Origin of the sequence: Pseudomonas sp. GD03842 (assembly GCF_029841165.1) — a bacterium.
In the GTDB taxonomy this organism is placed as follows: Bacteria; Pseudomonadota; Gammaproteobacteria; order Pseudomonadales; family Pseudomonadaceae; genus Aquipseudomonas.
In genome coordinates, this window is the sequence record NZ_JAOCEA010000014.1 from 56,992 (window position 1) to 69,153 (window position 12,162).

Consider the following 12,162-nt stretch of genomic DNA (forward strand, 5'->3'; position numbering starts at 1 on the left):
TCTCACCCGAAAGTCCCCGAGGTTGACGCCGGCGTGAGGCATCGTTGCCTGCGACGAGTGATCCTAACACAGCGTCGGCAGGGAAGAGTGCGCGGTCAGGGGCCAGAGGGCTTTACTTCTTCAACCAGCCCTGCGCAGCGGGGGCACAGGCAGGATTGACCTCGGACGTCATCCGGCAAGTTTGCCAGCACCGCCGGGTCGAGGGTTTCAGTGAAACACCAGCAGGCGCGGTCCGCTGTGCGTGGGTCGGCCAGGGTGCAGTGATTGCGTTGGCCGCACACGGGGCACGTGTCAGGGGTGATCTCAGAGGCGCTCATGCCGGCTCCACGCTTTCAGTGCATACCCGGTTGCGGCCGCTCTGCTTGGCACTGTAAAGCGCCTGGTCCGCGCGGGCGATCAGGCTTTGCAGGGTGTCGCCAGCATGCAGTTCGGTGACGCCGAGGCTGACGGTGACTTGCAGGGCTGCCCCCCCGAACACGTAAGTATGCTGTTCGGCCAGCAGGCGAATCTTCTCGGCGACGCGTCGGGCACCATTTGAATTGGTGTCCTTGAGCAGAATGATGAACTCCTCGCCACCCCAGCGGCAAATGATGTCGCTCTCTCGCAGACAGCGACGGACATCGTCGGCAAAACCGATGAGTACTTCGTCACCTGCCAGATGACCGTAGGTGTCGTTCAACCGCTTGAAGCGGTCAAGGTCCAGCAGCATGGCCGAGAGCGATTTGCGCTCACGACGCATTTCGTCCATGGCACCCAGGGCGATCCGGTCAAAGCCTCGGCGATTGGGCAGGCCGGTCAGGCTGTCGACCATGGCCTGGGTCTCAATGCGTATCTGGAAGCGGCGAACCACGCGGTGCAGCAGGTACAACACCAGCAGCATCACGGCCAGGCAGATCGACAAGTTCAGGTACAGCGAGCGGCGAATGTCTGTCATCGCGCCGTCTTCGCGCTTGTCGACGAACAGATACCAGTTCAACTCAGGGATGTAGCGCACGTTGAGGAAATGCTCGTCACCCAGAGAAGCGTATTGATAGCTGCCGCTTTGAGGCTTGGGCATCTGCTTTTGCAAATCTTTCAGGTTCGGCAGGTCGCGCAGCGCCTGGCCTATGGCCGCGCCTTGCGGGCCGCCCTCTGCACCAGTCAATACCAGGCGCCCGAACGTGTCGACGAAATACACGCTGCGCTGGTAACGCTGTTGGTAACGGTCAATCAGCTTGATGACCGCGTCGACAGTCAGCCCGACGCCGGTCGCACCGATGAAGTTGTCGTTGTAATCGAAGACCTTGTAATTGATGAAGAACGTCAGGTTGTCCTTGTTCGCCAGGTCTGGGTCGACGTTGATTTCATAAGGCTCAGCCATGTCCCGCACTCGGTAATACCAGACATCGCGAGGCTCGTCCGGGCGAATCTTCTTCAATACGCCTTTGGCCTGGTAATAGGTCAGGCTCTGATTGGATACGAAAAAAGAGGTGTAGGCACCGTAGTGATCCATGACCTCCTTCAAGTATCGGGTCATTTGCTGCGGATCTTTTTCGCCAGCCACCACCCAGTCGCGTACGAATGTGTCGCGCGCCATCATCGAGGAAATCAGGACTGGGCGGACCAGGTCTTTCTGTATTTCCGAGTAGACCGTGTCCGACGTCAGCGGTAGCTCGGTATTGACGATGCTGTCGCGAATGGCGTCCCGCGAAGCGAAATAGCTGAGCAGGGAAGTTGCCAGAAAGCCGCTCCCCAACAGGATCACCAACGTCAACAGCAGGGAGCGTTGTGAATGTAGTGTGGAACGAAGGGGCATGACCAGTCCGCTTGAAGAGGTAATCCATCAGCCAGACATGCTAGCCTGCTGCCACCCCGAAGCGCCATGGGCCGCTGCTGTTTAACGTCCGGATTCGATGCGAAATGGGCCGGTCATTGGGCGATGCGTCACGCACACCGCCCTCTCGTCCCGTCAGCCAGCGGTGTCCAGTACCACCACTCGCTGGCCAGCGCGCACGGCCGATCCCGGTTGGACGCGGACGTCCCGAACCACGCCCGCCATGGGGGCCGTCACTGGAATTTCCATCTTCATCGACTCCAGTACCACCAGTGTCTGCCCGGCCTCCACGCGTTGGCCGATGTCCACCTGCACTTGCCACAGGTTGCCTGCGATGTGGCTGTCGATGCTGATCTCCCCGACCTCCAGCGTCGCCTCTTCAGTGATATCGGGGGTGGCCTCCTCGCTGTCGAACGTGGCTTGGCCGTTGGCGATCCATCGCTCGCGTTCCGCGTTGAAGGCCGCCTGCTGCTGGGCGCGGAACGCGGCGATGCTCGGCGCTTCCTCGGCCAGGAAAGCCTGATAATCGGCCAGCTTCAGCGTGCTGTGTTCAATCTGCAACGGATAGCGGCCCAGCGGGAAATCACGACGGATCTTCAGCAGCGCATCGGCGCTGACCGGGTAGAACCGGATCTGGTCGAAGAAACGCAGCAGCCAAGGCTTGCCGTCGAACGCTTCGACCGCGCGGTAACGGTTCCACATCTGCAAGGTGCGCCCGACGAACTGATAGCCGCCAGGCCCCTCCATGCCGTAGACGCACATGTAGGCGCCGCCGATGCCCACCGAGTTTTCGGCCGTCCAGGTGCGCGCCGGGTTGTATTTGGTGGTGACCAGGCGGTGGCGCGGGTCCAGTGGGGTGGCGACCGGCGCGCCGAGGTACACGTCACCCAGGCCCATCACCAGGTAGCTGGCGTCGAACACCGTGCGCTGCACTTCGTCCAGGTTCGGCAGGTCGTTGATGCGACGGATGAACTCAAGGTTGCTTGGACACCAAGGCGCATCCTTGCGGACCGTGGTCATGTATTTTTCGATGGCCAATTGGCACGCCGGGTCCTCCCAGGACAGCGGCAGATGCACAATACGCGAGGGCACTTGCAGGTTGTCGCTGGCGCACACCCCTTGCCACGCTTGCTCTACGATGGCCAGAAGCTCGACGAGGGGCAGCCGTTCGGGTTGGTAATGGACCTGCAACGACCGGATACCGGGGGTGAGGTCGATCACGCCATCCAACTGCCGTCCTTCCAGTGTTTGCATCAACGCGTGCCCGCGGAAGCGCAGCACCAGGTCGAGTTCCGGCGCGCCAATCTCCAGCAGCAGGTGGGTGTCGCCAGACAGGCGGGCGACGAGGCGGGTGTCGTTTTCGCCGATATCCAGAATCACCGGAGATTGGAGGGGCGCGCTTGCCCGCGATTCCGGTGTGTCAGGCGCGACATTTGTGTCAGGCAGCTCGCAATCGCGGGCAAGCGCGCTCCTACGGAAGAGTGTGCGAGCCTGCTCGACGGTGACCGGTGCGAATCGCACCTTGTCCCCCGCTTTCAACTGCCCCAACTGCCACAGGTCAGCCTCGATGATGGTCACTGGGCACACGAACCCGCCCAGGCTCGGCCCGTCAGGTCCGAGGATCACCGGCATGTCGCCGGTAAAGTCCACGGCCCCGATGGCATAGGGGTTGTCGTGAATATTGGAGGGGTGCAAGCCAGCCTCGCCGCCATCGGCGCGCACCCATTCCGGTTTTGGCCCGATCAGGCGAACGCCGGTGCGGCTGGAGTTGAAATGCACTTCCCAGTCAGTTGAAAAGAAGGTCTCGATGTAGGCTTCGGTGAAATATTCCGGCGCGCCATGGGGGCCGTAGATCACACGAATGTTGCGCACGGCGGGCAACTCCGCAACCTGTTCGACAGCCAACGACTGACCGGCATTGCGGTCCGTCAGCGCAGCGACATGCAGCACATCGCCCGCGCGCAAGGCACGACCGCCATGCCCACCAAACTGACCTAGGGTAAAGGTGCTTTTGCTGCCCAGATAATCCGACACATCCAGCCCGCCACGCAGGCACAGGTAACTGCGCGCACCGGCTCCGGCGATGGTTCCCAGGGTCAGCGTCGAGCCTGCTTTGACCAGCAGTGATTGATTCATCGGCTGCGCTTGACCATCGATGCTCAACGGAATCACTGCGCCGGTCACCGCCACCACGGCATCCGTATTGAAGCGCAGCGTCGGCCCCGTCATGGTGATTTCCAGCGCCGCGCTCCCTTCGGGATTACCGAGCAGCCGGTTGCCCAGACGCAGCGAGCGGCTGTCCATCGGTCCCGACGGCGGCACGCCAACGGCCCAATAGCCGAGGCGCCCCGGATAATCCTGCACGCTGGTCTGCGTGCCACCGCTCAACACTTCGAAGGTGTCGGCGTGATACACCAGCCCCTCAAGGCAGCGGGTCCACGGCTCGCCGCTGGCGAAAGGGGCATCGACGATGATTTGCCGCAGGTAATCGCGGTTGGTTTCCACGCCGTACAGACGGCTGGCATAGAGGGCTTGCTCGAGTGCCTGCGCCGCTGAGGCACGGTCAGGCGCCCAGGTGATCACTTTGGCGATCATCGGATCGAAAAAGGGCGGGATCTCGCAACCGGCTTCGACCCATGTGTCGATGCGCAGCGCTTTACCGTCAGCGGCAGGGAATTGCACCGACGTCAGTAGCCCCGGGCTTGGCTGAAAGTCGCGGCCCGGGTCTTCGGCGTATAGCCGCGCCTGAATCGCGTGGCCGTGGGGTTGCAGCCCGGCGCGCAATTGGGCCAGTGGCGGCAGGTCTCCGGCGGCCAGTTGCACCATCCAACTCACCAGATCCACGCCCCAGACCTGCTCGGTGACGCCGTGCTCGACCTGCAGGCGCGTGTTGACCTCAAGAAAGTAGAAGCGCTGGTCGTCGCTGTCGAACACGAACTCCACGGTTCCTGCACTGCGGTAGGCCACGGCCTTGGCCAGCGTGATCGCCGCTTCGCACAACGCTTCGGCCATGCCTGCGGGCAGGTTCGGCGCGGGCGTTTCTTCAAGGACTTTCTGGTTGCGTCGCTGCACCGAACAATCGCGAACGCCGAGGGCGATCACCTCGCCGCGACCGTCGCCGAAGACCTGCACTTCCAGATGACGAGCGCGCTGGATGTATTTTTCGATGAACACGCCCGCGTCGCTGAAGTTATTCTGGCCCAGGCGTTTTACCGCCTCGAACGACTCACTCAATTCGCTGGGGCTGCGGCAGACCCGCATACCGATCCCGCCGCCACCGGCCGTACTCTTGAGCATCACCGGGTAGCCGATGGATGCCGCGGCGTCCAGAGCGGATTCGGCGCTGTCGAGCAGTTCGGTGCCTTCGAGCATCGGCACACCGTGTTGCTTGGCCAAGGCTCGCGCCGTGTGCTTGAGGCCGAACACCCGAAGTTGCTCGGGCGTCGGGCCGACGAACGCGATGCCTGCGTCCTCGCAGGCTTGCGCAAACGCCGCGTTTTCAGACAGGAAGCCGTAACCGGGGTGAATCGCCTTGGCCCCGGACGCTTTAGCGATGGCGAGTAGCTTGTCCACCGCCAGGTAGGTGCCTGCCGCTCCCCCCTCACCCAAGCTGTGGGCCTCATCGGCTTCGAGAATGTGCAGACTGGCGGCGTCGGCTTCGGAATAGACCGCCACGCCTTTGACCTGCAAGGCGCGCAAGGTGCGCAGGATGCGGCAGGCAATGGCGCCGCGGTTGGCGATCAGCAATGTGTCGAACATGTTCTTACCCCTGGGATCGCGCGGGGCGTTCCCCAACCGGGTAGCGGGCCGTCCCGCTGTTGTACGCGTTGCACGAAGGCCGTCCCTCGCGCCAGAACCTCATTTCAGACAGCGCGAGGCGCTCAATCCCACACCAGCAGTTCGGCAGGCGTCGGGTTGTAACCGTTGCAGGGGTTGTTCAATTGCGGGCAGTTGGAGATCAGCACGATCACGTCCATCTCCGCGCGCAGTTCAACGTATTTGCCCGCGCCGGAAATCCCGTCCTCGAACGTCAGCCCACCTTCGGCCGTCACTGGCACGTTCATGAAGAAGTTGATGTTCGGGCTGATGTCGCGCTTACCCAGGCGACCATCGTGGGCACAGGCGCGCAGGTAGTTGTCGCGGCAACTGTGCATATGGCGTTTCTCGAGGGCGTAACGCACGGTATTGCTCTCTTGCGCACAGGCGCCCCCTAAGGTGTCGTGACGCCCGCAGGTGTCTTCGACGATGGTCAGCATGGGGCGCCCAAGGTTGGAATACAGCACGCTGCCTTTACTGAGGTAGACGTTGTTCTGCCGACGCAGTGTGCGTTGCACGTCGTAGCGTTCGCGAGGGTTGGCCAGGCTGTAGAACAGCGTGTCGACGGCCTGATTGCCTTCCAGATCCAGCAGGCGCAAGGTCTGCCCGGCCTTGAGTTCGGTCAGTGAAGGCTCACCGGCCGGAATGCGGGTGATGGACACGGGGGCAAGCGTGTGGTGGTGGGCGGGTGCAGTCGTCATGGCGGGCCTCCTCAGGCGAACAGTCGGTCGGTGTTGATGAAGCCGCGTACGTTTTCTTCGCGGGACGTGCGGCAGTGTTCGGCGACGCTGGCGTCGGCCTTCATCCAACTCAGCTTGACCGGCTGAGGTGCGTACACAGGGTTGGGGTCCATCGGGTGTTGCAAGGCGGTCAACACCACCAGCGTGTCCATGGGGGCGTAGAGCTCGATGTAATCCCCGGCTTGCGAATTATCCGCAGCGAACGCCAGCGTGCCGTTATCGTCGACGTCGACCCGGCTGAACAGGTTGAGGGTCATCAGCAGGTCAGGCAGGCCCAGGCCCCATTTGCCCATTTCCACCAGCAGGTTGTCGGCGCCGTTGCGGAAAAAACCGTTGCGCAGTTCCTGGTAGCGACCCTGGCCATATTTCTGTGCCACTTCATCGGCGCACAACACGCCACCGATGCTGTCGCTCCAGCCACAGGTGTCTGCGGTGATCGCCGCCAGCACCCGGCCCATGTCCGAGTACAGGCAATGGCCACGGGTGAGCTTGGCGGTGTGCTGGCATTTGAGGCTGTCGGGCAGGTTCAAACGCTCGGTTTTCTCGTGGGCGTTGAACATCGTCAGGCTGACGTTGGCGTTGCCGTTGAGGTCGGTGAGGCGCAGCAGCTCCCCGCGCTTGAGCACGAAAGACAAGTGACCGCCGCCAGGTAACACATCTTCAGCGAATACGGGAAATACAGAGGTGGAATCAGTCATGAGGAAATCCTTCAGGCCGTTTGCAGCGATTCAAGGGCCGCACGGGCGGCGCGGCGGTCGCTGTTCAGGGGAATGTCGTAAGTGATGCGGGCGCCGTAAGCACCAGGCGCATGCGGATCGTGGCGGACTTTGTCGAACACCATCAGGCGCGTGCCCAGGTTGAAGCCTTCGGAGAGGTCGTGGGTGACCATGAACACCGTCAATTGCGTCTCGCGCCACAGCTCCAGCAGCAGGGCGTGCATATCCTTGCGAATGCCTGGATCCAGCGCGCCGAACGGTTCGTCGAGCAGCAACACGCGAGGCTGCATGATCAGCGCCTGGGCGATGGCCAGGCGTTGTTGCATGCCGCCAGAAAGCTGGGTGGGGTATTTGTCCAGAGCGTGCCCCAGGCCGACTTTGTGCAGCAGCGCTGCCGCCTGTTCCCGCGCCTCGCGCTTGGCTTTGCCGAACAGGCGGCCGAGGAACGCCGAGCGAGGCAGCTCCAGGCCCAGCGCGACGTTGTTCAGCACGGACAGGTGCGGGAACACCGAATAACGCTGAAACACCACGCCGCGACTGGCATCGGGTTCGTTCGCCAGGGGCTGGCCATCGAGCAGGATCTGGCCCTTGCTGGGTACTTCCTGGCCCAGTAACAGGCGCAGAAAGGTCGATTTACCGCAGCCCGATGCGCCCACCAGCGTGCAGAATTCACCTTCGGCAATGCTCAGGTCCAAGCCTTCCAGGACCACTTGGTCGCCGTATTGCTGCCAGACGTTTTTGACCGAAATGAAGCTCATGGCCGCGCCCCCTCGTACCAGGGAAAGGCTTTGCGGGTCAGCGCCTTGAGGCCCCAATCCATCAGCCAGGCGAGGAGGGTGATCCACACGACGTAGGGGACAATCACGTCCATCGCCAGGTACCGACGAACCAGGAAGATCCGATAACCCAGACCGTCCGTGGACGCGATGGCCTCGGCCGCAATCAGGAACAACCACGCCGACCCCAGCACCAGACGCAGCGAAATCAACAGCCGCGGCAGCAGTTGCGGCAAGACCACCCGAAGAATCAGCGTCCAGGTCGAGGCGCCCAGGGTCTGCGCCTTGATCAGCAACTCAACGGGTATTTCCCGGGCCCGCTGCTCCAGGTCTCGGGCCAGCACGGGGGTGATGCCAATGACGATCAGCATCACTTTCGACAACTCGCCCAGCCCGAAGACGATGAACAGAATGGGCAGGATAGCCAACGGTGGCACCATCGACAGCACCGTCAGCAGCGGTGACAGTGGCGCCCCGAACAACGGCAGCACGCCCGAAGCGATGCCCAGGCAAAGCCCGACGACGGCACTGATGGCCAGGCCGACGCCCAAGCGTTGCAGGCTGGAGGCGGTGTCCTGCCAGAGCAGGTACTCACCGGTGCGTGTATCCGGAACGACCGCCACACGTTTGATCGCTTCCGTCATTTGCACCGCGCTGGGCAGCAGCTTGTCGTTGGGGTTTTCCGTCAGCCGTGTTGCCGAACCCGTGAAGTACGCAAACAGCAACAGGGCGAACGGCAGGATCACCAGGATCAGGCGGCTGGCACCGTCCGGACGGCGGTTAATTAGGCGCATCTGTAAATACCTGTATGAAGCCAATATTTACAACTTGCCGTCAGCAGCCATCTGCACGTAGCTCGGGTCGAAGTGCAACTTGAGGTTGCCCTTGTCGCCCTCGGTCGCGTTATTGGCGAAGGTCATGCCCACGGCGCTGGAATCCTTTGCACCTTCGCCGAGCAGGCCGTGCTCGAACGAGAAGTCCGCGACCTTGCGCATCGTCGTTTGCAGTTCCTTGCTGGTGGCGAAGGTCAGCGCCTCTTGCGGGGTGGCGAACAGTTTGGTGGTGTCCAGTTGCGACTGGAACCCGGCCAGATCGGTCCCTGAAGCTTTCGCCATGTGCTCCAGCGCTTCCTCGGCCTGGGCATTCTTCGCATTCATCAGAGCCACGACTTCGAACCAGGCGCCGGTCAGCGCTTTGCCCAATGCAGGGTTGTCCTTGAGGGTCTGCGTGTTGACCACCATCATGTCCATGATCTCGCCCGGGATCTTGCTGGAGTCGAACACCTCGGTGACGCCAGGCTTGGCTTTGATCTCCGAGAGCATCGGGTTCCAGGTCGTGACGGCCTTGACCTGCGGCGTGTCGAACGCTGCCGCGATATCGGCGTCGGAGGTGTTGACGACTTTCAGGTCTTTTTCGGTCAGGTCCACCGAGTCCAGCGCGCGGGCCAGCAGGTAGTGGGAAACGGACAGCTCTACCAGATTGACGTCCATGCCCTTGAGGTCGGCGACCTTCTTGCCTTCTCCTTTGAGCACGATGCCGTCATTGCCATTGGAGAAATCGCTGACCACCAAGGCCGTGCTTTCTACGCCACCGGCGGCCGGAATGGTCAGCGCGTCCATGTTGGTCATGGTGCAACCATCGAACTGGCCAGCGGTGTACTGGTTGATCGATTCGACGTAGTCGTTGAGCTGGGTGACTTTGACCGTGATGCCGTATTTCTTGGCCCACTTGTCGACGATTCCCTGAGTGCCTGCGTATTCCCACGGCATCCAGCCCGCATAGATAGTCCAGCAGACGTTGAAATCTTTTTTCGGGGCGGCGACGGCCGACAGGCTGATAACAGCAAAGGCGCTCGCGGTGAGCAAACGGACCAGACGGGACTTGTGCATGAATAACCTCCAGTAGCGAAAAGGGCGGGCAGGAGCACGGCGACACCACTGGTGTCCTGTCTCCCGGGCTTTTATCCCGCCGTGTAACCTCTACTGGAGGTCGCCGACTCTCGGACCAGCCACCTGCTCGTTCGAACAGGCCGGAACCCTAGTCGGCTATTGCAAATTGTGGTGCCGCGAACCTGAAATGCTCCTGCACGGCAACTGCCAAGCGAGAGACGTGCCAACCTCGCAGCTCGCCGGTTTTCAAGGGCTGCGTCGCTGATTAGGATGACATCGATTGGCCGTCTGCATTCGACTGGTGCGCTGCGCCTCTTAACAGTGCGTCAGGCGTGCGTCCCATTGCCTCCTCAACTCGCTGGCAGAGCATCGTTAAATCCAATAACTGTGGCATCGTTTGATTTTGTATTGTTTTTTTACAATGTTTTGCTTGATTGATAGTTATATGACACTTCGTCCGATCATTCAGCCAATGAGGCACCCGGTGTTCTTTTTACTGTCTTAAAGTTTGTCCTCTCACTTGTGTTGGAGGACGCCGACCAGCGCCGCTGGTTCGAGCGCCACCGCGGTCCAGGAGGCCGCCATGTATCGACGAAGCTTGCTCACCGTATTGATGACCTTGTCTCTGGCAGGATGTTACGGAGGCTATTACGAATCGGAGACCTATACGCAGCCGGTCTATAGCAGTGGCTACAGCAGCGGATATGTGTACGACGGCTATCGCACCTATGGGGCGCCCGGGGTTTATGGCTCATCGGTCTACTACGCCTCGCCACGCTATTACTCGGCGCCCCGTTACTATTCACCGCCTCGGTATTACGCGCCGCCACCTCGTTATTACGGGCCTCGCCCCGGTTACGGCGGACCTCGTCCGGGCTATGGCGGGCCTCGGCCTGGCTACGGTGGCGGTTATTGGAATGGGGGCGGCTCCGGTTACAGGCCGCCACCCGGGCCAGGTCCTCGCCCTGGTGGCCCCGGTCATGGCTGGAATGGTGGTCCCGGTGGCCGTCCGGGCGGACCCCCGGGCAGACCTCCGGGAGGAAACTTTCGCCAGGACGGCAACTTCGGCCGCGGTGGTCACGGCGGGCCAGGCGGTGGAAATCGCTGACACATGACCGTTCGGCGCTCTGAGGAGCGCCGTTTTCGTTTAGAGCATTTGCCTGGCCTGGACCTGTCCTTTCGCGTTTCATCCGTTTCCGTATCAATACCCCGACAGATCTGCCAGCGGATGTCGGCCTTCCCACACCTTTTCGAAATGGGCCTCGACCACTGCTGATGGAATTTTTGCCACGTCCTGCCAATGCCAGTGGGGGTGATGATCCTTGTCGATCAATCTGGCGCGGACACCTTCGGCAAATTCCGGGTGACGACAGCAATTGAGGCTCATCGTGTATTCCATCTGGAATACCTCGGCCAATGACAGGTGCCGAGCCCGTCGGATCTGCTCCCACACCAGCCTGGCCGTCAGCGGGCAGCCTTCGGTCAGGGTTTTGGCGGCTTTGGCGATCAGCGCGTCCTGCGCGTGCAGTTGCTGCTTGAGTGCCTCCCACGCGTTTGCGGCGTCGGCCACATCCAGCCATTCATCGATCTGTTGACGACGTGGCAACCATTGCGCTGCAGGCATTTTGCTGTGCGCCTCACGGTGCAGCGCCTTGAACAGGCTGTTGAGCTGCACGCCTGTCTGTTCTTGCCAATTCAGCTGCAACAGACGATCGATCATTTCGTCCTGTTGCTCGTCGAGCAGGAAGCGATCGGCCAGGTCGAGGTCCAATGCGTCACGGCCATTGATGTGGGCCCCTGTCAGCCCCAGGAACAACCCCAACTTGCCGGGCAGTCTGGACAGAAACCAGCTGGCACCCACATCGGGATACAGGCCGATGCTGATCTCCGGCATTGCCAGCCGACTGCTCGGCGTGACGACTCGAATACTGGCGCCCTGCAACAGCCCCATACCGCCGCCGAGTACGTAGCCGTGCCCCCAGCAAATGAGCGGTTTGGGGTAGGTGTGCAGTGCGTAGTCCAGCCGGTATTCCGCGGCGAAGAATGGGCCGGCGAGGGGCGGGACCTTCCCCGGTGTGTTGCGTCCCGCCTCCACCAGCGCACGCACATCACCGCCTGCACAAAAAGCCTTCTCGCCGTTGCCTCTGAGCAGCACGCAAACGATCTGTGGGTCGCTGGCCCAGGCATCGAGACGATCCTGCAGAGCCAGAATCATCGGCAGGGACAGCGCGTTCAGTGACTTTTCCGCGTCCAGTGTGGCGATCCCCAAACGCGCTCCGTCGGTTGCAGTCAACTCTTCGAATTGCAAGTTCATCGTGACCTCGTGTGCATGTGGCAGACGTGCAGCAAAGCTGTGAGTCCGAACCTCGGCGGGAAGTTGCACTCCGTCGTGTGCACTGGAGTGTAGGAAAG

The 12,162-nt window shown here is 61.7% G+C and carries 10 protein-coding genes and 1 riboswitch; of the genes, 1 reads left to right on the top strand and 9 read right to left on the bottom strand.

The features are described from left to right. Window positions 1-95 precede the first annotated feature (95 nt). The 8 genes from N5D61_RS19550 to N5D61_RS19585 all read right to left on the bottom strand — a co-directional run bounded on the left by N5D61_RS19550 (window position 96) and on the right by N5D61_RS19585 (window position 9,750). On the bottom strand, window positions 96-317 hold the full coding sequence (locus N5D61_RS19550) for a cysteine-rich CWC family protein (protein WP_279893896.1): 222 nt from the start codon (window positions 315-317) through the stop codon (window positions 96-98). Then, window positions 314-1,795, bottom strand: coding sequence for a sensor domain-containing diguanylate cyclase (locus tag N5D61_RS19555; protein ID WP_279893897.1), 1,482 nt, complete (start codon window positions 1,793-1,795; stop codon window positions 314-316). The genes N5D61_RS19550 and N5D61_RS19555 overlap by 4 nt, the downstream gene beginning before the upstream one ends. A 153-nt stretch (window positions 1,796-1,948) precedes the next feature. Then, window positions 1,949-5,572 (bottom strand): urea carboxylase, encoded by a 3,624-nt coding sequence (gene uca / locus N5D61_RS19560; RefSeq protein ID WP_279893898.1) that lies wholly within the window; start codon window positions 5,570-5,572, stop codon window positions 1,949-1,951. A 122-nt stretch (window positions 5,573-5,694) separates the two neighbouring features. After that, complete coding sequence (locus tag N5D61_RS19565; protein WP_279893899.1) at window positions 5,695-6,330, bottom strand: urea amidolyase associated protein UAAP2; 636 nt, start codon at window positions 6,328-6,330, stop codon at window positions 5,695-5,697. Window positions 6,331-6,341: 11 nt separating this feature from the next. After that, the gene (locus N5D61_RS19570) at window positions 6,342-7,067 is read right to left on the bottom strand and encodes an urea amidolyase associated protein UAAP1 (protein ID WP_279893900.1); all 726 of its coding nucleotides are present in this window, start codon (window positions 7,065-7,067) and stop codon (window positions 6,342-6,344) included. Between the two features lie 11 nt (window positions 7,068-7,078). After that, entirely contained in the window at window positions 7,079-7,843 is a 765-nt protein-coding gene (locus N5D61_RS19575; protein WP_279893901.1) for an ABC transporter ATP-binding protein, read from the bottom strand. Further along, complete coding sequence (locus N5D61_RS19580; protein WP_108239317.1) at window positions 7,840-8,655, bottom strand: ABC transporter permease; 816 nt, start codon at window positions 8,653-8,655, stop codon at window positions 7,840-7,842. Before N5D61_RS19580 ends, N5D61_RS19575 begins: the two co-directional genes overlap by 4 nt. Window positions 8,656-8,682: 27 nt before the next feature. Further along, window positions 8,683-9,750, bottom strand: a complete 1,068-nt coding sequence (locus N5D61_RS19585; protein ID WP_279893902.1) for a putative urea ABC transporter substrate-binding protein — start codon at window positions 9,748-9,750, stop codon at window positions 8,683-8,685. A 58-nt stretch (window positions 9,751-9,808) separates the two neighbouring features. Next, a riboswitch (guanidine-I (ykkC/yxkD leader) is annotated at window positions 9,809-9,913 on the bottom strand. Window positions 9,914-10,333: 420 nt separating this feature from the next. Here N5D61_RS19585 and N5D61_RS19590 point away from each other — a divergent pair. Beyond that, window positions 10,334-10,858, top strand: coding sequence for a hypothetical protein (locus N5D61_RS19590; RefSeq protein ID WP_108239319.1), 525 nt, complete (start codon window positions 10,334-10,336; stop codon window positions 10,856-10,858). A 93-nt stretch (window positions 10,859-10,951) separates the two neighbouring features. On the opposite strand, the gene N5D61_RS19595 is transcribed toward N5D61_RS19590, so the two are convergent. Continuing rightward, window positions 10,952-12,064: an enoyl-CoA hydratase/isomerase family protein gene (locus N5D61_RS19595; protein ID WP_279893903.1), complete on the bottom strand. Its 1,113-nt coding sequence runs from the start codon at window positions 12,062-12,064 to the stop codon at window positions 10,952-10,954. Window positions 12,065-12,162: the final 98 nt, after the last annotated feature.